The sequence below is a fragment of the Halobacillus trueperi genome (assembly GCF_003386945.1).
GTDB lineage: Bacteria > Bacillota > Bacilli > Bacillales > Halobacillaceae > Halobacillus > Halobacillus aidingensis.
Window position 1 is genome coordinate 62,703 of the sequence record NZ_QUAE01000013.1, and the last position, 21,964, is coordinate 84,666.

Sequence of the window (21,964 nt, forward strand, 5' to 3'; positions counted from 1 at the left end):
GGATTTGCCTGCAGTTTTGTATCTTGATATTTATCCTTGCTGCCTATTTCTTTTTTATGAATCTGAATCTCTTTATGTAATACAAAAATACCAAAGCGCCCTCTGGATAGAGAGGGCGCTTTGTTCTTACGTATTATTTTTTTTCAATTCTTCAAGAACGTCAGACGGTTCGGCGCGATCTTTATAATCAGCCTTCGTATAGTCATACAAAATCGTCCCATCTGTATCAATGATATATGTTGCGGAGACAGGCAGGGTCCAAGTTTCGTCGCCATTATGTTTGTCCACTTGCAGCCCTTTGTCTTTATATACCTCTACAAGGTAATCTGGTAATTGGTACACTAAATTGTATTGATTGGCCACTTCATTCCCAACGTCGCTCAGCACATGATAGTTCAGTTGATTTTTCTCCTGTGTCGTCAGTGACTGATCGGGGGTTTGTGGACTAATCGCAATCAATTCAGCTCCTTCTCCATGAATCTCATCTAGGATTTGCTGATAGGCTCTCAGTTCCATGTTGCAATAAGGACACCATCCTCCGCGATAAAAAGTAAGGACGACCGGGCCACTTTTTAATTGTTCATAAAGCTCGACCGTTTCCCCCTTCGCGTCAGGCAAGTTGAAGTTTGGCGCTTTCTCTCCTGCTGACAAACCTTCTCCATCATTTGAAGATTCAAGTTCATCAATCGCCTTCTTCATTTTTTCTTGTATTTCATCAGGAGTTGCTTTCTTGAATTTTTCAATGTAATCGTTATAATGCTTTCTCATTTCTGTCTTCATGAAAAAACTCCTTTTCGGCGGATTCACTTTTCATTATATAGGGGTGCGACACTCGAAGAAACTGATTTGCTCTCTCTCGTCATCCATAAGGCAAGACCAACGGCTAATACCCCAGCTGTTAATTTACCAATAAGTACTGGGAAAATCATGTCCTTTTCTACACTAGCCACGAACGCAAAATGGCTGCCGATAACAAACGCCCCACTCACCGCAAACGCAGCATTGACCGTTTTCCCTCGTTCATCCATATCTTTCATCGTCGCTAACATGGGTAAGTGATGCGCCGTAGAAGCGATCAGCCCTGTTAAGGACGTAGCATTCATGCCTAACCTTTCACTCAGTTGTCCTATCCATCTCTCTCCCCGCTGATTGATGAAAGCGACAAGAGGATAAGCACCAGCTAATGTAACGGTAATCCTTCCAACGATGATGATCCCTTCCGATAAAGGAGCCATCCCCGGCAGGACAACGAACCCTGTCAACGTTTCGATAATAATGAGAGCAAGACCTGTAATGATGATGATTTCAATGGTTTTTCCGAAATAAGAAAATAACCGGATCGTTATGTTCGTGAACAACCATAATCCCGCCCCGATACAGGCGGAAAGCAAGATAGCCGGCGTCAAATTACGTAACATCCACGCCGCTTCATATCCTGCCAGTGCACCACCGACAAAGCATCCGATCGGAACCGTAACTAAACCTGCTAAAATTCCCTTTGAAAAGAAAGGCCGATCTTCCTTTTTTACAATCGTAAGCGCAACAGGAATTGTAAAAACAAGCGTCGGTCCCATCATCGTACCGAGGAGTGCCCAGGAAAAAGTGGCCGCTCCCTCGTCCACAGCTAGAGATTCTGCCAAAGGGTAGGCACCCATATCAATAGCAAGCATCATGGATGCAAACATCGACGGATCCGCCCCGAACCATAAAAACAACGGGCGGATGACAGGGGCCAGCCACTGGGACAGTACAGGTGCTAGGGATATGATCCCTACCATCGAAAGTGCAAGCGGTCCCATCATCATAAACGCTTCGTAAAAACGCCACCCGAGAGATAGGCGGTGATTAAGCACATAATAATCAAGGGCACCTAATACCATGAAGATACACATCACAATTAGAATCGCGTCATTAACCCACAAAAGCCCAGCCCCTTCCTTACATTTTTTAATCAATGTTTACGGGAACTTCTACACAGGGTAGGAGTTCTTCTATAATGGCTTGCTCGTCTTTACCCAGTGGATGCTGACATAGCCATTCAATTTTTTTATAAAGGAGAAGAAGAAATGGTACAAGCTCTGTTCATCGTTGCGGTCATTTTCATTGCAGCGAATCTCGTGTACTTTTTCACGAATAAAACATACAGAAAAAGCTACTTCAGCACGGCACTTTTTTTTCAATTATTTTTTGTACTGACAGGTGTATTACTAGGGTTTACGGTCCTCTACTATTTGCTATCTTTAGATGGAGTCATTCTAGTTACTAGTTTATCATCACGGGAACCTGTCGACCCAACCTTTTTGGACTTGCTTTACTTCAGTGGGGAAACCTTGTTGAGCGTAGGTTATGGTGACATGCTCCCTGTTGGGATGGCCCGTTTTTTTGCATTGCTTGAATCGGGAATCGGCATCCTTCTCCCTACAGCCTATTTCTTAAAAGCCATGGATGCATCCAGGCAAAAAGAAGATTAAGAAGGTTTACCTATATAAAAAGGACCCTCGCGAAAGGGTCCTTTCTTATTATCCAATGGAGCATGCGGCAGATCCATGCTTTTGTAAATATTTCTGGTGATGCTCTTCTGCTTCATAAAAAGTTGTGGCCTCTTCTACTTCTGTAACGATCGGGCGTTTGAAAATCCCTTTACCTTCCCATTCTTTAATTTTTTCTTCAGCAATGTACTTCTGGCTTGCATCCGAATAAAAAATGACAGAACGGTATTGGTGACCAACGTCGATTCCCTGCTTGTTGCGGGAAGTCGGATCGTGAGCTTCAAAGAAGATATTTACAAGTTCTGCATAAGTGATTACGGTTGGATCGTAGTTCACTTTCACAGATTCCGCGTGTCCACTCTTCCCTGCTTTAACTTGTTCGTATGTCGGGTTATCCAGATGGCCGCCAATATAACCGACCTTTGTTCCTGTCACCCCTTCAAATTTTTCAAAAAACGCTTCTACTCCCCAAAAACATCCTGCACCGAAAATAGCTGTTGCCATTTGACATCTTTCCTTTCCCTTAACGCAACTTCTATCGAGAGCCTTGACGGTTATGGTGCTTACACGAAAAGACCCCTTTTCTTATCCAGTAAGAAAAGGGGTCGCTAATATCCGCACGATCCTCTCATCTCTTAGAATGTTGATACATTCTACAGGAATTGGCACCGTTCTCGTCAATCCGTAGATTGATTCGATGGTTGCCGGGCATCAAAGGGCCAGTCCCTCCGCCTCTCTGGATAAGAAGTTTCCGTTATTTATTTTTGTTAGTATCCATAGTACTACGTTTTTGTAACGAAGTAAAGGATAATAGATTAAAAATTTCACAAGAATGCACATCAAGTTCTTTCTTGATTTCATTGTATTCAGAGCTTAACATGCTCATGCCTGTCTGTAAAAAAATCCGCTTCAGCTCAGCTCTGCCCTGTCGTGTAAACTTCTTCGAACGGCTGAACAATGACGAATCCATCGCCTTCAAACTCCATTTGAATGGATTCCCCACTTCCGCGTCCAATCAACGTTTTGAAACTGATGTCTGTTCTAAAATTCGGCTCCAAGTGCCCGGACCAGGCAACAGTAGCATGCGGGTCAGTGATTACAGGTTCTCCTGGACGGACTAGCAGCGTCAATGGTTCATAGTGCGAAGTAATCGCGACGCGTCCACTTCCGCTGAGGGTTACATTGAATAAACCACCAGATACCATTCCGGCCACTTTTTTCATCAGTTTTATATCCCAGTCAATGCTGGGCTCAAATGCCAGAAGGTCGTTTCCATTCACTGTGATTGTTTCATTATCCAGGTCAAAAATAGTAATCTTCTTGCCCTGGTCTGCAAGGTAAAGACGACCACGGCCAGTAGCCTTCATTAAAGAACTCCCTTCACCAGTCATCGCTTTTTTAAATAAACGACCAACGCCATGCTCAAGGATGCCCTCTCTTTCAAATTTGATATTTCCATTATAGGAAATCATCGCGCCTGCTTTGGCCCATACTTGATCAAGAAGATTCACCTCAAGGATTCTCGGGGTCTCCAGCTCAAAGTAATCATTCTCGGATTCATCCTGCTTCGTTTTTCTAATAAATTCATCGATGGAGTAGTCACTCATCATCTGTTCCTCCTTAGCATATTCTAAGAATATTTATGCTTCCTCATTGCTTCTATACCACGATGGATCAAAATCGAGTCCTAAAGTTTTCGGATCTTAGAGGCTATGATTTTAATGAGCCTTCGTCATTTACTATTCAATAAAGACGGACAAATTCCTACTGTAAATAAGGATTTTTATTCTCCCTCCAAATGCTTGTCAAACCAATCCAACACCTCAGGCGCATACTCTTTGAAATGCAGCCTTAGTCCGTGGTCCCCGTTTTCATATTCAACATACCGATGGAGATCATGCTCACTTTCCATTAAAGTTGCAAACAATCGCGCCTGTTCAATCGGAACTGTCCGATCTCTTTCTCCGTGAAGCATTAATATTGGTACATTGATGTCCTCTACCCAATGGATGGGAGCAAGTTCACGATACCAGCTTTCTTCTCCCCCTGGTTCTCCCATCAAACGTTCGATTTGTTTTTGAACAGGTTCAGGTTCTGTTAGATACAACTGCTTTAAATCGGTAATGGCTCCAATAACAGCGACAGCATCCACATCCATTTCTTGTTGAACGGCAAGCAAACTCATCCACCCGCCACAGGAATACCCTAGCATGACTGTTCGGTCTTCATCGACATGATTAAGCTCTGCCCCAACCTTCTTTAAATCCAGGACATCTCGGACAAAGTCTTTCTTTTCAGTAGGTTCAAACTTTCCTTCCGCATTTTCTCTGTAATGAGTCGCTAATACAGCATACCCCTGCTCTGCCCAGTAAGACAGATTTTTCAATTCTTGGGCCTCGGTCAACGAACTTTCCCCCACCCCTCCACGATTGTGAATAAGTAATGGAAGACTCCCTTCCACTTCATCCGGTTCTATCCAAAGCCCGGGAATTTCAACACCATTGCTTTTGTATGTAATGGAATATCCTGTAACACCTGGTACACCAATTTCTACCTCTTCCTTACTCTGCAGCAAGGTTTCTTCTTTAGCGTCTACAAAGAATACCACGGCACCGATAAAACAAAGGAAAACTAAGAAAGCCCCCAGCAACTTCTTCACCTTATTCCCCCTCCCGCATAATTGGAATAATCTGTATGACCTGGTCATGAAATATTTCCCTTTTCTTATCTTTAATACGTAAGGGCGTGCGAAAGGTTTCATATATGGAGGGGGTGGGGAAAGAAACTTCTATAGCAGTTGTGATAGACTCTATGTAACTTCACTTGAAAGGGAGAATCTGTATGTATGGCTTAGATGAAAAAAGAAAAGAACTGCTCCATTTTGTTGAAGAAGTTTCAGAGCAAGAAGCATCCGTCAAGCCTGAAGAAGATCGTTGGTCCATCCTTGAAGTTTTAGAACATTTATACTTAATGGAACAATTAATCGTTTATCAGATTAACCAGGCTCTCAAGCAAGGAGACACACAACAAGCGACAGAAAAACCGATCCATAAGACGACCAACCGCGATTATAAAGTCGAGGCACCAGAGGCCGTTCGCCCGAAAGGCGAGTTCAATACATTGAATGAAGCGAAAGAAGGTTTGAAAAAAACGCGTGAGGCGACGTTATTCCTTATTCACAATAAGGATGAAGAAACATTGCAAAACCGCGTATTCCCTCACCCCTCTTTTGGAGATATGAACTTGGAACAATGGGTGGAGTTTATCGGTTGGCACGAACTACGCCACCTGGATCAAATGAAAGAAGTAAAAGCCCATATTCATGCGTAATACAAAAACAACCCCCTGAGTTTAAAACTCAGGGGGTTACTCGTACGACTTATTTTTTAAAATCTTCTGGTTTTACTTCCTCACCATTTTTACCGGTGTAACGAAGCCCCCAGCCTGTCCATGCCGCAATAAACATGACGATCAATAGCAACCAGCCCTGAAAGACGAACGGAAAGACTTCTCCAGGTCCAACGACAGGTAAGAAGTCGTATTGATCGGCTGCCCCCTGGACCGTAGCCCATGCGAGCAAAACCCCACCACTCCATGGGAAGATATATCCAAGTGAAGAAGTGACCGTATCCAGGAAGTTGGCTCTTCGATACGGATGAATGTTCATTTCTGTTCCTAATTTACGGACAAACGGCGCTGCAGCAATCTCAGCCGCTGTATTAATCGTAATAAATACATTCAAGAAGGCGACGATTCCGAAGATGGAAAGTTCAGCTCGGCGCACCACATTATTAATCAACTTCAAGAAGAAGTTTTTGATGACATCCATGGTACCTGCCACATCCAACAGGTAAGCGGCTGCCAAGATGAATAAAATTAAGATCGCCATATTGAAATAGCCACTGATACCATCGATCAATGCCCCTTCAATCACGGCTTCACCGGCATCGTTTTTATGGATATGCAGGACATCTTTCAAGGAATGACCGGTAAGAAAGATGAACACGGCAGCTGCCAGGATGCCGTATGATAGCGACGTCAAAAGATGATGACCGCTTAAGGCCAAATATAGGACTAATGCAAATGGAGCTAACATGAGAAGCCCTTCAGGAGAAACTTCATTTTGAAGTTGACTGACCACTTGCTGACTGCCCATCTCTCCACCACCGCCAAAAATCACAAATAATATAAGAGCTGGAATGGCTGCAGTGATGGAATATTTAAAGCGTGAACGCACAACTCCAGGTACGTCAGCATCCTGGGTTGTCGCAGAAACAATCGTCGTGTCCGATACAGGCGCTAAATTATCTCCAAAGACAGCTCCACTTAATATGGCTGCAAGAAGAATAACTGGATCCGCCCCTAAAATGACCCCGGCAGGATACATCAGGACACCAAAAGTCGCTACGGTACCATAACCGGTTCCGACAGCGGTCGAAAATAATCCTGCTAAAAGAAAGGTAATTCCTACGAAAGCTCCTCCCTCAAGCCCGGACTGAAAACCGAACCAAATAAGACCGTCGACTAATCCACCTGCAGACAACATGTTCGCAAACATTCCTGCCCAAAACCAGGCAATGATCGCAACAACTCCTACAGGCTGTGCCATGCCGGAAATTAAACTCTGGGCATAATCCGACCATTTGGATTTACACAAGAATAGACCAAGACCAATACCAATGACCATCCCTAAGACTAATGCTTGTTCTGTCACAAGCCCTGTGACACTTAATACAATTGCCCATATGATGAAAAACACTAAAGGTATGGTCGCAGTGAAGACGCCTCCGCGAAACTCTAACTTTCGTACGTCTCTTTCTCCTAACGCTTCATCAATGACTTGTTCTTTTTGATGATCTTTATCTGCCACTAGAATTCCCTCCTCTACCAACGTTAACTGTACAATAGTTTATCATCCCATGTGTATAGATGTAATGTCACGAATTTTTTCATAATTTTTGAAAAGTGGTGTATCATCAAGTAAAAGATAATGAAAGGATATGGAATATGCTGCAATTGATCCCTTTTCAAGAAAAAGATTTCAATATATTATTCGATTGGATTGTTTCCCCAAGATTCCTTATGCAGTGGGGTGGACCGATGTTCAACTTTCCATTAACCCACCAGCAACTGATGGATTACAAAGACGCCCAAGACCGACGAGCTTTCCAAGTGTATGATCCGTCACTGGATAAAATCATTGGACACCTCTCCATAGGACGTATAGATAAAGATCAAAAACAGGGACGAATTGGAAAGGTCATCGTTTCTCCTGAATACAGAGGAAAGGGATACGGACAACAGATGATACAGCTGATTTCCATGTACGCCTTTCAGCACCTAGAACTAGAAAAAGTGACCTTAGGTGTCTTCGACTTCAATACAGGAGCCATCCGCTGTTATGACAATGCCGGTTTCACCATAGACCGCTACTTAAAAAACCATCGCTCTTTCGAAGACGAAATGTGGAACCTTTATGAAATGAGTCTCAATAAATATACATAAAACCTATGAGGGGAGAATATCACGCGTTCTCTCCTCTTACTTTTTCATACTCCCCACATTCCTATACACCCCTGCCCGCACGAAACCTCCCATAGACCGTTTTTATGTAAATGATTGGGTGACAAGATCATACATATTCTTCCAAAAAACACATCTAAGATTTTCATTTTGTGTTTTGTGGGGAAAGAATTTAAAATAGAAGAAGTATGTTTATGCATGATTATAAGTTAACGCTTACATTCGTTGGTATTCTTATATTTACCATATTTTTCTGACAGTGGTAATGGGGTAAGCGTTGACGGTAACACGGTTCGAAGTGTTTGACTATGCAAATTATTCTGATAACATTATGAAACACATAGGCAATTTTATCTTACTTAAATGATCTGACAGGAAGGTGAAAGTATGACAACTGTAAAAAACACAAACGATCATACAACTCCCTTACGCCGGGACATCCATGCATTAGGAAAAATGCTAGGTGATATTCTCGTCCACCACGGCGGAGAGGAACTACTAAACAAAGTAGAAACGATCCGACAATTAACGAAAGACTTGAGGAAGAGTCCAGATCCCTCAACATATAATCAACTGAAAAATGAGATTCAAAACCTCGAACCACCGATGCGCTCCCAAGTCATCCGCGCATTCTCAATTTATTTCCACCTCGTAAATATCGCTGAACAAAATCATCGCATTCGCCGTCGCCGCGAATACCAACTGCGCGAAGATCATGGCGCTCAACCATTCTCGCTCGAAAGCGCTGTACAGAACTTGAAAAACAATGACTTTTCTAAGGGTGCTATTCAAGAGGTTTTGAATAAGCTTTCTTTGGAATTAATTATTACGGCCCACCCTACAGAAGCTACAAAGCGGACCGTGCTTGAAATCCAGAAGCGTATTGCAACCATCCTTAAAAAGCTTGATCAGCCTCAACTGACAAAGAGCGAACGTGAAAGTTTGCAGGACAGCCTGCAAAATGAAGTCACGGTTCTTTGGCAGACAGACGAATTACGCGAACGGAAACCAACCGTTATGGATGAAGTGCGCAATGGCCTTTATTATTTTGACGAAACCTTGTTTGATGTGCTGCCAGATATCCACCAGGAGCTCGAAGCTCGGTTGGAAGATCATTATCCTAATGAAGACTGGAACGTCCCGAACTTCCTTCGTTTTGGTTCTTGGATCGGTGGCGACCGAGACGGTAATCCGAACGTAACACCTGATATCACGTGGCAAACACTTCAAAAACAACGGAAGCTTGTTTTGAAAAAATATGATGCGGTCCTCGTCGAGCTGATGAAACGATTCAGCCATTCGTCAACACAAGTGACTGTCACAGATGAATTGAAGAACGCGATTGAAAAAGAAGAACCTATGCTTCCAAAAGGTAAGAAATGGCGAGTGGACCGCGAAATATACCGCCGTAAATTTGCCATTATCCTTGAACGCCTTCGTCAAGTAGGTAAGTCTGATATCGGCTACGATTATGCGGACGAGCTTCTCAAAGACTTGCGTCAAATTCGTGACAGTGCACAAACGCACCAGCCGAACAAGCGCGAACTTAAAAAGCTGCGCAAACTGATTCGTCAAGTGGAACTATTCGGATTCCACCTCGCAACACTCGATATTCGTAATCATAGTGGCGAACATGAATCAGCAGTCTCAGAACTTCTACAAAAAGTAGGAATTGTCGCGGACTACTCTTCCCTTGATGAAAAAGACAAGCTTGAAGTGCTTCAAGATGTCTTGAAGGATCCACGTCCGATTTCATTATTGAACGAAGACTACTCCGAAGAGACACAAAAAATGCTGAATGTTTTCCAAATGATCCGTAAAGCTCATAAGGAATTCGGTGAGCGTTCGATTGAAGTCTACTTGATTAGTATGACGGAATCTGCAAGTGATCTTCTTGAAGTCCTTGTATTGGCTAAAGAAGCAGGCATCTATCGTCTGCATGCGGATGGTACAGTGGAAAGCAATATTAACGTAGCCCCACTACTTGAAACCGTCGACGACCTTGTCGCAGGTCCTGACATTTTGAAGACCCTTTTTGAAATGGATGTCTACAGCAAACATCTGGACAAGCATGGAAACCACCAGGAAATTATGCTTGGATATTCTGACGGAAGTAAAGATGGTGGAACACTCACAGCCAACTGGAGACTTTACAAAGCCCAGCAGGAAATTCACGATATGGCCCTTGAATACAATGTTGGATTGAAATTCTTCCATGGTCGTGGTGGATCTCTTGGCCGTGGCGGCGGACCATTGAACCGGAGCCTGCTTTCTCAACCAGTGGAAACTCTTGGCGAAGGCGTGAAAATTACAGAACAAGGAGAGGTCCTCTCTTCTCGTTACCTGCTGAGGGATATCGCATACCGAAGCCTTGAGCAAGGAGCCTCTACCCTTCTAGAGGGAGCCATGAACATTTCTAAAGAGTCCGAACAAGGTCACCACCGGGAAGAACTATGGGAGCAAGCTCTTGAAGACATTTCTGATGTATCCTTGAAAAAATATCAATCGCTCGTATTCGGTGATTCAGACTTCTTGACTTACTTCAACGAAGCGACACCGTTACAGGAAATCAGTGAACTGAACATCGGTTCACGTCCAATGAAGCGTAAAGACAGTTCCAAATTTGAAAATTTAAGAGCCATCCCATGGGTTTTCGCTTGGACACAAAACCGTCAGCTCATTCCAGCATGGTACGCTGCTGGTACAGGACTTGCCAGTTATATTGATAATAACGACGATAACCTCGCAGTTCTCAAGCAAATGTATGAGAACTGGCCGTTCTTCCGCTCTACCATCAACAATTTGCAGATGGCCCTGACAAAAGCGGATATTCAGACAGCTAAAGAATATAAAGCCCTTGTCAATGATCAAGAACTTGGTGAACGTATTTTCCAAAACATCGTAGAAGAATACGACCGCACCAAAGACATCTTGCTGCAAATCACAGGGGATGCTGAACTTCTTGATCACCAACCGACAATCAAAGAATCCGTACGACTTCGTAATCCTTATGTGGATCCATTGAACTTCCTTCAAGTGGAACTCATCAAGGAATTACGCCAAGTCGAGGATCATGAAGATATCTTGACAGAAGTTCTTCTCACCATCAGCGGAATCGCAGCCGGCCTTCGCAACACAGGCTGATCAATAAATACCAAACCGAGTATAACCCTCCCAGGTTATACTCGGTTTTTTTATTCAACAATATGGCAGGATTGTGGAAGACTCGATTTCGAGACTTTTGTGGGAGTTTAGGGGCGGAGGGAAAAGGTTCGCTTTCCGTGGGCGAGTGATGAGCCTCCTCGAGCTAACGCTCTGCGGGGTCTCATCTACCACGCACTTCCCACAGGAGTTTCACCGTTTCCCTCCGCCCCTTTACCATATGAGTTTCTCGAAATCGCTCTAGTAGTAACCTGACGTCTTCTTTAATGAAGACCTGCTCACCCACGCCGTTATAGAGTCGCTTTAACCATAGATCCTGCACGGATAAGGCGTGGGAACAGGGTCTGGGAAACGTCCGCATGAAAAGCGAATGGAAACACGAACGTGTGTGTTTTTCTACTGACTGATCCCAAACACTGCAAATCGTCGTTTCCCTGACCCCGTATCCATGGCCAGGAATTGTCATTCATTATTTCAACTAGACAAGGCTTTCTCTAAGAATGCGCGGTATGTGTTCCTTACGCTCCCGCGGAAAGCGAGTCATTTCCAGCAGCCCCCATCCACTCAACAAAAGGCTCGAAACTGAGTCTTCAACAAAAGGGAGCTTTACTGGAGGAACGAACGCTTGAGTTCTTTTAAACAATTGAATTCATATGGAATCCCTCATGTATTTTACAGTTTTGGACAAAGTAAAACAGAAATTAAATAAAGTGAGGGATTCATCATGTTCAGTATCCTAATTGGACTCGTATTACTTATGCTTTTGGCTTATCTTGGATGGTCCATCATCTGGATTGCGCCACTCGTATCAGGTATTGTGGCGATTTTAAGTGGAATGGATATCCTTCCCGCTTATACAGATACCTATATGCAGGGATTTGTTGACTTTGCTAAAGACTACTTTCCGATTTTCCTCTTCGGTGCGATTTTCGGAAAGCTGATGGAAGATACGGGAGCTGCACAGTCGGTTGCCCATAAGATTTCGAGCGTGATTGGTAAAAAACGCGCCATTCTCGGAATGCTTTTATCTGCAGCGATTCTTACGTATGGCGGGGTTAGTCTGTTTGTTGTTGTCTTTGCTGTGTATCCATTGGCTGTAGCGATGTTCCGTGAGGCGAATGTTTCCAGAAAGTTGATTCCATCCACGTTCGTACTTGGAGCTTTCACTTTTACAATGACAGCTCTTCCTGGAACACCTCAGATTCAGAATATCATTCCAATCAACACCTTTAAAACAGACACGATGGCAGCTCCAATTCTAGGAATAGTTGCCGCATTGATCATGGCTGTCGGCGGATATTTTTATTTGAAATTCCGTGAAAAACAACTCAACAATAAAGATGAGAAATTCACGGAGCCTGAAGGTGACAACCAAGTAAAAAGTGTAAATGAAGAAGAACTTCCAAACTGGATTCTTTCCACTATCCCTCTAATCGCTGTTGTATTAACGTTGAATGTATTCGACATCAGTATCTTAGCTGCATTGCTCATCGGGATCATTTTAATCATGATCTTTAACTGGCAGGATTATAAAGATTTCATTAAAGCCATTAATGGTGGGGCTTCCGGTTCGGTCATGGCTACCATCAATACGAGTGCGGCTGTTGGATTTGGTACGGTTGTAACGGCTTCACCTGGGTTTGACTCCGTAAAGGATTTGATTTTCAGTATTCCGCTAAGCCCGTTTTTCTCAGAAGCCTTTGCCGTCAGTCTGCTTGCGATGATTACAGGGTCGGCTTCTGGCGGAATGGGAATTGCCCTTGAAGCTCTGGGACAGGAATATTACAATATTGCTGTCAATCAAGGGTTGAGTCTTGAAGCTTTTCACCGAATTACTTCGGTAGCATCAGGGGCCTCTATTCTTCCCCATAACGGTGCTTTATTGACATTGTTCACTGTTACAGGGCTGACACACAAGGATTCTTACAAGGATGTATTCGTTGTTGGCCTTCTTATTCCGATGGTCGCAACGATTGCGATTATTGTCCTTGCCATGATGGGCATCAACTAAATAAAGCTTCTCTCCTCAGGAGAGAAGCTTTTTATTAAATGCAAATCAAAAACACGTCCCACAAGGGGACGTGTTTTATTATTATTGAACGGTGTAGCCACCATCGATGACCGCTGCTTGTCCTGTGATGCTTTTCGCTTTTTCACTGACAAGAAAGATCGCATAGTCTGCAATTTCCTGGACTTGCAACAATCGTTTTTGTGGCACGAGTGGGTAAATAACCTCTTCCAACGCTTTTTCCTTATCAATGTTTCTCGTTTTCGCAAGGTCTTCTAATTGGTTTTGTACAAGCGGCGTGTCCACATACCCCGGGCAGATCGCGTTTACCGTAACACCGTGATCCGCGCCCTCTAGAGCAGCTACCTTCGTTAATCCGATAACCCCATGTTTGGCACTGTTGTAACCAGCTTTTCCAGCAAAACCGATAAGTCCATTGATGGAAGCCATATTCAAAATACGACCATAACCTTGTTCCTTCATGTGTGGGAACGCATACTTCGTCCCATAGAATGGTCCTTTCAACATAATGTCCAGAATCAATCCGTATTTTTCACTAGGGAATTCTTCAATTGGAGCCACATGCTGGATTCCTGCATTATTGACGAGAATATCAATTTTACCGAACTTACTGACCGTTTCTTCAATTGCATTTTTTACATCTTCTTCTTTCGCGACGTTGGCAACGACCCCTTCTACTGTATGTCCTTGGGACCGCAGCTGTTCAACTGATTTGTTTAGGGTCTCTTCATTGATATCATTAAGCATGACTTTCGCGCCTGCTTTTGCAAATTCCGTGGCGATCTCAAGTCCAATCCCCTGTCCGGAACCAGTAATTAAAGCTGATCTACCTTCAAGCATTGCAACTCCTCCTTTAAAATAAGCACTCTACCTTTAATTTTCCCTTTTCTAAGAAAATATGTACAAAAAAAACTCAGCCTCCTGAGGCTGAGTTTTTACATCTTAATAAAGTTTTCCTTGACGGTACATGATCGTTGATAGTTTGGTGACGGAATGAATGTAACAGTTTTGTCTTAACGGAAACGGATCTCCAAAGAATTGTGGAAGAATCGTATCCATTGTCTCTCTCAGCTTATCAAAAAGTTTTTCGAAGACCTGATCCTCCGTCATGAACTGGGCTTCTCTCCCTTGCACCCATTCGTAATAAGAAACAATGACACCACCTGCATTGGCTAAGATATCAGGGACAATCAGTACACCTTTATCCGCAAGATATCGATCTGCTTCTTCTGTAATTGGTCCATTTGCGCCTTCTACGATGATCTTCGCTTGAATATCCTTCATATTTTCTTTATGGATTTGATCTTCCAACGCTGCTAAGATCAGAACATCGACATCCAATTCCAGCAAATCATCCCGTTCTTTGATCTCTGCTACAAGCTCATGCTCGTTCAATTCTTGTTCTGTTGAAGGCAGATCCCCACCATGCTCTTTCGCGAATTGGACAAGACCAGGAATGTCCAGGCCATCCGAGTTATAGAGCATGACATTTGCATCGCTCACAGCAACCACACGGTTTTTCAGGTGATTGCATTGATAGGCTTCAAGGGCAGCTACAGAACCAAGGTTACCGAAACCCTGGACCGCCATTTTCAACTTTTTATCGGCATGGTCCAAAGCCGTATGTGCAAAAATATTTTCTGTATCTCCCAGCCATTTTCTATGTTCATTGACGAAATCATGCATCAGATATCGGAACGTATAGTAGACCCCTTTTCCGGTCGACTCTCTCCTGCCTAACGATCCGCCGTTTACGATGCTTTTTCCTGTAAAACTGTTTCGATACGGTTCTCCGGGATGAATGTTTTTGAATTCTCCCATCATCCAGTCCATTTCCCGTTCCCCTGTACCTACGTCCGGAGCTGGGATGTCCTTGTCAGGTCCGAGAATATCATTGAAATATTGGACGTATTTTTTACATATTAAATTGAGTTCTTTGATGCTGTACTCTTTCGGGTTGATGACCACTCCCCCTTTACCTCCGCCAAAAGGAAGTTCATGCAGGGCATTTTTCAAAGTCATGAGTTTCGCTAAATTGGATACTTCATCTTCATTAACCGATTCATGAAAACGAATCCCGCCTTTATAAGGACCCACGGTATCACTATGTTGGACGCGGAATGACGGAATCCTTACAATCGTTCCATTTTCTGTAGTGATACGTAGAAAAGATTTGTGGATATGATTTGGAGTTGAGAGCAGGGCGACCAGTGAATTGTACGCTTGCTCCCTGGTTTGTGCCTTCAAATCCGGAAGAAAATCTTCATCCTCCATGATCGCTTTTAACGACTCTTCAATAATGGTTTGTTGTCTTTGCATAAGCCGGTAGCCTCCGTTCTAATGAATTGGTCCTGTGTGTATTTCCTTATCTATGAGTCCATTCCCCAAACGGAAGCTATAAAACGTTTTCAGCAAAGAAAAAAGCCCCCTGCGTGAGGAAGCTTTCCCATTAACCTAAGATATTGTAGCCAGAATCAACATAAACGATTTCCCCTGTCACACCACGAGACAAGTGGCTCATCATGGCGAGCGTCATATCTCCGACTTCTTCCTGCGTTACATTCTTTTTGAGTGGAGCGGTTTCTTCAATTTTGTGTAAAATTTCATTGAAGCTTGAAACCCCTTTTGCTGCAAGTGTACGTACCGCACCAGCCGAAATGGCATTGACTCTGATTTGATTTTTCCCTAAATCGGATGCCAAATAACGGACCGTGGCTTCTAAAGATGCTTTCGCTACCCCCATGACGTTGTAACCTTCGACCACACGTTCAGCCCCAAGATAACTCATGGCAATCATCGTTCCGCCTTCCGTCATATAAGGTTGACTTGCTTTCGCTACAGCAATAAGTGAATAAGCACTAGTATCCTGCGCAAAAGCGAATCCATCACGGGAAGTATCGACGAAATCCCCTTTTAAATCTTCCGCATGGGCAAAAGCGATGGAATGACAGACCCCATGAATGACTCCGACTTTCTCACCGATCTCTGCAAATGCCCGCTGAATACTTTCATCACTGTTCACATCACACTGAACAATGGCTTTCGCATCCAGGCCACCGTCTGCAAGCAGCTTCTCGAGCTTTTTATAACTTCTTTCTTTTCGGTATGTAAAAATAACGTTGGCTCCTGCCTGATAAAGCGATTTAGCCACACCCCAGGCAAGGCTTCTCTGGTTCGCCACACCCATGACGACGATGTTTTTATCTTTCATTTGTAAAATATCTTCCATAGTAACCTCCAACATCTGTTTTCTTAGTTATACCTTATTATGAAGACGATTGTCTACATTTCATTCATTTCCACATGAGAAAACCTTCCACTAAGGGTTTCGAACCGCTCCCCTTGCTGAATCTTCAAAGGCTCGTAAAACAATGGGCCGTCGAATACGAATGTATGAAATTCCCCGTATTCTCCACACGGGTCGACCTCAGAAGACAGGGAATGCAAAAACTTACGATCATAACGAACCCCAGGTAACCTTTCATTCAATTTCTCCGTATCAACCGTAGTAATTATTGCTTGAAATCCTTTTTCTATGACTTCTTCCGCCACCTTATGTGAAGACAATCCCCATAACGGATAGATGCCTGTCATTCCGTTCTTCTTTAATAAATCGTCGCGAAACGCTCGAATATCCTCAAGAAAAAGATCAGCATAAACCACCCTATCGATATTGCTGTCCTTGAAACCATGGAACAACCGCTTCATTACTTCATCATAAACTTCATTAGACGCACGTTCGGGCATGGTGACGACTTCAAGTGGCAGACCAATTGCATCCGCTTGATTCTTAAGCAGGTTCTCATTGACTTCATGAACAGGTAACCGCAAAGATTTTTCAGAGACGGTTGAAAAAAGACCTTTGACTTCATATTTTTCATCGTCCATCACCTTTTGCAAGGCAAGGGCAGAATCCTTACCGCCACTCCAAGAGACTATGACATTCTCAGGCATTTTCCCATCACTCCCTAATAAGAATGTAAATGCAGTGCCATGTGGATCAGGTTTTCACTTCTTCCGTTTTTTCGAATGTAATCTTGAAAACATCCTTCCTTTTGAAAATCGAGAGACTCATAAAGGTGGATTGCCCGTGCATTGGATTCCAATACGTTCAACCGGATTATATCAATTCCTGCAGTTCGCCGGCATCGATCAATCATGGCCCCTACGAGTTTACGCCCGGTTCCCTTGTTCCTTCGTCCCCTTTTCACACTCACACCGAATGTCCCCTGATGTTTAGTGGAAGAAAGGGCTCCTAGATCAAAGTTTAAAAAGCCGACAACATCCCCGTCCATTTCAGCGACTAGAAAAAACTCCGGTTCTTCATAACGGCTGATCCACGCTCTTTCTTTTTCCAGGGAATCATGGAACTCAGAATGGTGTTTTAATCCATAGCCTTCGGATAAAAGCTCCTTAGCAATCGCCATTGTATAAAGTGCATCTTCAGTTCTCCCCTTACGAATCACACACCTGGTCTGGGTCATTTCTTCCCACTCCAATAAGCCCCCTCTTCCATGTGAGCAAAAGGAATATCCGTATCAACTTCACCAAAAACCTTTTCTTCCTCAAGGTCCTTTCCATTCAACCATCGAGTAAAATCAAATTCCACCGGTTCTCGATCCCCACCTAAAGCAAACCATGCTTTGTTTTCTTTTGGTAAGTATCCAGACGTGTGAATCGTCCCAGCCCAATTGTTGTACAGCTTAGAAAAAACGCCACGATCTGTATCATTCATCAACCGGAAGGCATCATAGGCGTCTTTCACACTCTCACGATTCGATTGGATCGCATCCATACGCTTCATAGAATCCACAAGGTGGTTTCGGTTTTCCTTTTTCATAATTTCAAAATGGTTGGTACAAACGTCCGACTCCCTTACTTCCACTCCCCGAGGAGATGCTTCCACTACATACGTCACATTGCTTTGATCGAATACGGTATAACTGAATGAATGGCGGTGAGGAATCTCACGCAGCATTTGAACAGCTTCGGTTACGTTAGCGCAAGATTCAAGCACAAGACGACCAATCATACAGCAAATAAACCCATCTCCCGGGCGCTTGCGGTGCATAAAGTTATAGCCCATCACAAGCCCTTTTTCATTCATCCCATCCATACGTCCGGTAATACGCTGCGTCGGTCCTATAATGCTGTAACCTTGGTCGGTCGGTTGAAAAAGACTATACCGTCCCTCATATGTCTTCGGCATGTAATCATAATTCCGAATGAAATAGCCGTCTCCGGTCATAATCGAACATCCACTCCGTTTATAGTCGATGCGATATCCACCAAACTCCATCATCACTCTTTCCATCGGCCATTCCAGCGCATCCCTCAAGCCAAGAAGCTCATCCCATACGCCTGGAGCGAAACGTGTGATCGCTTCCTTCACTTCCTGTTCTTCTACAATAAAACGAGGCTTCCTCACCCGCCATTGTTTTTCTCTATTCTTCACTGTCCACGAATCTCTCAGCAGTTGTCCTTGATAAAATCCAAAATCATAATGCGTGCCTCTAAATTGCAAAAGATCGCTATGTATTTTTTTCATCATCGTTTCCTTTCTAACCATTTCTGCCTTCAATGTACCAGATTCCACTTCAAAATTGAACTCTCCCCTACTGTTATTAAACATAATGGTAGGATTCTTGAAGACTCAGTTTCGAGACGTTTAGTGCCTGGATGGGGCTACGGGGAATGAGTCGCTTTCCGTGGGAGCGCGGTGAGCCTCCTCGGACTGCGTCCTCCGGGGTCTCACCATGCACTTTTTCTCCACAGGAGTCTCCCCATTCCCCTCCGCCCCCTTTGCCATGTCAGTATCTCGAAACCACATAAAGAATCAGCACCCTTCTAACTTAATCGAGCTAGGCAGTTTGAGCATCCGTGTCAGGTATTAATATTCCTAATGCTTGATATAGAGCGGATCCTACCTACAGTCCATGGATAGTGGAAGACATCTCGTCCAGGTATAGGGGTTCGTTTCTCTATCACATGTAATGGGGTGGTTGGGAAGCTGCGAGACTCCCGTGGGAGAAAGGAGATGGGCGAGATCCCGCAGGACGTAGTCCGAGGAAGCTCGCCACTCCCCCACAGGAAAGCGAGTTGCTTCCCAACCATCCCTGACGCTCAACAAGAAAACGAACCCCGAAACACATCTCGAATCTGAGTCTTCCACAATCGGGAGCTTATGTGAAAGAATTGGTTGGGGATTGATACATTTAGACTTTTAAATATTTTTGGAGAGGGAATCGAATAATAAGGAAAGATGAGAGAATTTGCTTAATCATTCTAGTTTTTCACCAGTAATTTTGGTACTCTAAAGGTTGTAACAATCAGAAAGCGTTTTCGAATAGGGGATTAAGGAAAAGGTGGTGGAACAAAGATGAAAGAAGTCGTTATTTTGGGGGGCGGCTACGGCGGTATGAACACTTTGCACGGGTTGCTCGATCAAATCCCAGAAGATGTACATATCACTGTCGTCGACAGGAATCCTTACCATTCATTAAAAACTGAATTTTACACTATAGCAGCAGGAACGGAGTCTGACCGTCATGCTCGCGTTGATTTCCCGAAGCACGAGCAAGTCACTTATGTCTTCGATGAAGTGGAGAAAATCGACACAGAAAACGAGACCATCGTCATAAAAGGCGGAGAAAAAAGTCTTCCCTACGATTACTTATTAATTGGTCTCGGCTGTGAGGATAACTATCACGGCATCGAAGGAGCACGAGAGTTCACCGAAAGTGTGCAGACGTTCTCTAAAGCAAGAAGTGCAGGCTATGCTATTAATAACCTCGGGGCCTACGGAAAGGTGACCGTTGTCGGAGCTGGACTAAGTGGGATCGAGGTCGCTTCAGAAGTCCGGGAAAGCAGGCCGGACTTGAACATTCGCTTGTTGGACCGTGGCGAAACGGTATTGAAAGCCTTCGATTCCAAAATTCAAGATTATGTGGAGAAGTGGTTTAAGGATAATGAGGTTGAAGTCATCCACGGGGCAAACGTTGAATACGTTGAAAAAGATGGCGTATGCAACAATGGAGTTTGTTATTTGAACGATGTGACAGTATGGACTGCAGGGGTTCGTCCAAACTTCCTTGTCAGAGAACTTCCTTTTGAAAAAGATGACCAGGAGAAAGTCATCGTCAATGATTTTTACCAAGTGCCTACCCATCAAAATGTCTATGTTGTAGGTGATTGCGCATCTTCTGAACACTCTCCTAGTGCACAGCTTGCCGGTCAGCAAGGAGAGAAGGTAGCTGATGTACTAAATGCCGTACTTAGAGACCGCGTACCTGAACGTCCTTCTGAAGTGAAGCTAAAAGGTGCTCTCGGCTCTCTTGGGAAAAATGACGGATTTGGCAACATGCTTCAAAAACCTATGACAGGTGTCCTTCCTCGTCTTGCTAAATCAGGGGTTCTCTGGTTAAGCAAACGCCACTAAAAAAGATCGATCACATAAATGTGATCGATCTTTTTGTTATACGAGTGACTTTTGTAAAAGACCTCCGAGATATTTTGCCAGCTCAAGCATCCCATAAGTTCCTGCTTTTGCTTCAGCATCCGAATTGTAGTTTGTGTTCGTGTTCACATCATAGGTGTAAAAACGACCTTCTTTATCCTGAATCGCCTCAATTCCAGCTACGTCAATATTGTTTTCCCGTAAGAACCTTTCGTAATCATCAACGATGGACGGTCGATAATTTTCGAGAACTTCAAACTTCGCTTTTGGTGTTTGTGGTTCCGCATCCGTCGGGCAATACAAATCTTCAATCGAGCACGCGTCTGCCGGGCAAAGTTCAAAACCTTCAGACGTATCGACCTTCACCCCATAAACAAACGTTCCGCCTACGAATTCATGACGGACAATATAAGGCTCTGGAGCTTCAATATATTGTTGAATCAATGTAATCCCATCAACTGGTTCCTCAAAAGAGTCACTATCCAAGTATTCACGCAACGCTTCCGTAGAATGGAAAAGCTGAACTCCCTGCCCTTTTCCAGCACGGTTGTGTTTCGTTATGAACGATCCCATGTCCAACTGCCGCGCAGCATCCAGAATATTCTCTTTCCCTACAGCAGTAATCGTCTTCGGTGTGCGAATGCCAGCTTGGTTTAAAGCCATATATTGATTGACCTTACTGACTTCAAGCCTTAAAGCCCGGCTGCCATTTACTATGGTGCGATCATGGCGTTCGAGCCAAGCAAGGACAGCTTCAGTAAACTCAGGTGCGTAACGGTGATTCCTTGTATGAGAAGAAGCACTGATGCGGTTGTAAAAAATCCCTTCCGGGGGCTCGCTTGTCAAATCGAGAGTCCCTTGATCTAAATGCCAGAGCTCATATGGAAGGTCGAGCTCTTCTAAACGCTCCGTCAAATGATCGGTCCATTCATCGTTCTCATGGAGAATATAAATTTTGCTCATCGAACCGACTCCTTTCCATTTCTTCTTGTTACTTATCATATCACAAAAAACCGATAAGGTTACTAGGAATAAGCTCATTACAAGGAAATACCAAATCCCATAAACGCTCCCTATTCTTCAAGACTCAGTTTCGAGATGTCTTCGGGTTTCGTTGCCATGTTGGGCGTCAGGGGTGGCTGGGAAGCTACTCGCTTTCCTGCGGGGATGACGGCAAGCCATTCCCGCGGGAGTCTCGCAGCTTCCCAACCACCCCATTCGATGTAGGTGAGAAACGAACCCCTATACCAAGATGGGGCGTCTTCCACCCCAACGCAGGATCAGGCATAAAGCGCTCCAAATCAA

At 43.9% G+C, this 21,964-nt stretch carries 19 protein-coding genes and 1 riboswitch; of the genes, 6 read left to right on the top strand and 13 right to left on the bottom strand.

Annotation, left to right across the window (positions count from 1 at the left end):
* Positions 1-126: 126 nt before the first annotated feature.
* Together DYE48_RS14715 and eutH are read right to left on the bottom strand one after the other, a co-directional pair.
* A complete protein-coding gene (locus tag DYE48_RS14715; protein WP_115824278.1) occupies positions 127-780 on the bottom strand; it encodes a peroxiredoxin-like family protein in 654 nt (217 codons plus the stop codon).
* Between the two features lie 23 nt (positions 781-803).
* Entirely contained in the window at positions 804-1,922 is a 1,119-nt protein-coding gene (gene eutH / locus DYE48_RS14720) for an ethanolamine utilization protein EutH (protein ID WP_115824279.1), read from the bottom strand.
* 144 nt (positions 1,923-2,066) lie between these two features.
* Here eutH and DYE48_RS14725 point away from each other — a divergent pair, with 144 nt between their 5' ends.
* Positions 2,067-2,471 (top strand): ion channel, encoded by a 405-nt coding sequence (locus tag DYE48_RS14725; RefSeq protein ID WP_115824298.1) that lies wholly within the window; start codon positions 2,067-2,069, stop codon positions 2,469-2,471.
* 48 nt (positions 2,472-2,519) lie between these two features.
* Here DYE48_RS14725 and msrA read toward each other — a convergent pair whose 3' ends face one another.
* The 3 genes from msrA to DYE48_RS14740 all read right to left on the bottom strand — a co-directional run bounded on the left by msrA (position 2,520) and on the right by DYE48_RS14740 (position 5,148).
* Positions 2,520-2,993 carry a peptide-methionine (S)-S-oxide reductase MsrA gene (msrA, locus tag DYE48_RS14730; RefSeq protein ID WP_115824280.1) on the bottom strand — a complete coding sequence of 158 codons (474 nt, stop codon included), beginning with the start codon at positions 2,991-2,993 and terminating at the stop codon, positions 2,520-2,522.
* 121 nt (positions 2,994-3,114) lie between these two features.
* Positions 3,115-3,236, bottom strand: a riboswitch (SAM riboswitch).
* Positions 3,237-3,403: 167 nt separating this feature from the next.
* Entirely contained in the window at positions 3,404-4,096 is a 693-nt protein-coding gene (locus DYE48_RS14735; protein ID WP_115824281.1) for an AIM24 family protein, read from the bottom strand.
* A gap of 176 nt (positions 4,097-4,272) precedes the next feature.
* Positions 4,273-5,148: an alpha/beta hydrolase family protein gene (locus tag DYE48_RS14740; RefSeq protein WP_167449519.1), complete on the bottom strand. Its 876-nt coding sequence runs from the start codon at positions 5,146-5,148 to the stop codon at positions 4,273-4,275.
* 182 nt (positions 5,149-5,330) lie between these two features.
* On the opposite strand from DYE48_RS14740, the gene DYE48_RS14745 reads away from it, so the two are divergent.
* Positions 5,331-5,819 (top strand): DinB family protein, encoded by a 489-nt coding sequence (locus tag DYE48_RS14745; RefSeq protein ID WP_115824283.1) that lies wholly within the window; start codon positions 5,331-5,333, stop codon positions 5,817-5,819.
* Between the two features lie 49 nt (positions 5,820-5,868).
* Here the strand turns inward: DYE48_RS14745 and DYE48_RS14750 are convergent, their stop codons facing one another.
* Complete coding sequence (locus DYE48_RS14750) at positions 5,869-7,359, bottom strand: Na+/H+ antiporter NhaC family protein (RefSeq protein WP_115824284.1); 1,491 nt, start codon at positions 7,357-7,359, stop codon at positions 5,869-5,871.
* Positions 7,360-7,496: 137 nt separating this feature from the next.
* Between DYE48_RS14750 and DYE48_RS14755 the strand changes: the two genes are divergently transcribed.
* From DYE48_RS14755 to DYE48_RS14765, 3 genes are all read left to right on the top strand, one after another.
* The gene (locus DYE48_RS14755) at positions 7,497-7,994 is read left to right on the top strand and encodes a GNAT family N-acetyltransferase (RefSeq protein WP_115824285.1); all 498 of its coding nucleotides are present in this window, start codon (positions 7,497-7,499) and stop codon (positions 7,992-7,994) included.
* A gap of 405 nt (positions 7,995-8,399) precedes the next feature.
* Positions 8,400-11,156, top strand: coding sequence for a phosphoenolpyruvate carboxylase (gene ppc / locus DYE48_RS14760; protein ID WP_115824286.1), 2,757 nt, complete (start codon positions 8,400-8,402; stop codon positions 11,154-11,156).
* Between the two features lie 742 nt (positions 11,157-11,898).
* Positions 11,899-13,185 (top strand): GntP family permease, encoded by a 1,287-nt coding sequence (locus DYE48_RS14765; RefSeq protein WP_115824287.1) that lies wholly within the window; start codon positions 11,899-11,901, stop codon positions 13,183-13,185.
* An 81-nt stretch (positions 13,186-13,266) separates the two neighbouring features.
* Here the strand turns inward: DYE48_RS14765 and DYE48_RS14770 are convergent, their stop codons facing one another.
* From DYE48_RS14770 to DYE48_RS14795, 6 genes are all read right to left on the bottom strand, one after another.
* Positions 13,267-14,043, bottom strand: coding sequence for a 3-hydroxybutyrate dehydrogenase (locus DYE48_RS14770; RefSeq protein WP_115824288.1), 777 nt, complete (start codon positions 14,041-14,043; stop codon positions 13,267-13,269).
* Positions 14,044-14,145: 102 nt separating this feature from the next.
* On the bottom strand, positions 14,146-15,522 hold the full coding sequence (locus tag DYE48_RS14775) for a Glu/Leu/Phe/Val family dehydrogenase (protein ID WP_115824289.1): 1,377 nt from the start codon (positions 15,520-15,522) through the stop codon (positions 14,146-14,148).
* 130 nt (positions 15,523-15,652) lie between these two features.
* Entirely contained in the window at positions 15,653-16,432 is a 780-nt protein-coding gene (gene fabI / locus DYE48_RS14780) for an enoyl-ACP reductase FabI (protein WP_115824290.1), read from the bottom strand.
* 53 nt (positions 16,433-16,485) lie between these two features.
* On the bottom strand, positions 16,486-17,157 hold the full coding sequence (locus DYE48_RS14785; protein ID WP_115824291.1) for a Dph6-related ATP pyrophosphatase: 672 nt from the start codon (positions 17,155-17,157) through the stop codon (positions 16,486-16,488).
* A 14-nt stretch (positions 17,158-17,171) separates the two neighbouring features.
* Positions 17,172-17,687, bottom strand: a complete 516-nt coding sequence (locus DYE48_RS14790) for a GNAT family N-acetyltransferase (RefSeq protein WP_147299285.1) — start codon at positions 17,685-17,687, stop codon at positions 17,172-17,174.
* Positions 17,684-18,751, bottom strand: coding sequence for a C45 family autoproteolytic acyltransferase/hydrolase (locus DYE48_RS14795; RefSeq protein WP_115824299.1), 1,068 nt, complete (start codon positions 18,749-18,751; stop codon positions 17,684-17,686). The genes DYE48_RS14790 and DYE48_RS14795 overlap by 4 nt, the downstream gene beginning before the upstream one ends.
* 831 nt (positions 18,752-19,582) lie before the next feature.
* Here DYE48_RS14795 and DYE48_RS14800 point away from each other — a divergent pair.
* Entirely contained in the window at positions 19,583-20,641 is a 1,059-nt protein-coding gene (locus DYE48_RS14800; protein WP_115824293.1) for an NAD(P)/FAD-dependent oxidoreductase, read from the top strand.
* A gap of 36 nt (positions 20,642-20,677) precedes the next feature.
* Here the strand turns inward: DYE48_RS14800 and DYE48_RS14805 are convergent, their stop codons facing one another.
* Positions 20,678-21,622 carry an ATP-grasp domain-containing protein gene (locus DYE48_RS14805; RefSeq protein ID WP_115824294.1) on the bottom strand — a complete coding sequence of 315 codons (945 nt, stop codon included), beginning with the start codon at positions 21,620-21,622 and terminating at the stop codon, positions 20,678-20,680.
* Positions 21,623-21,964: the final 342 nt, after the last annotated feature.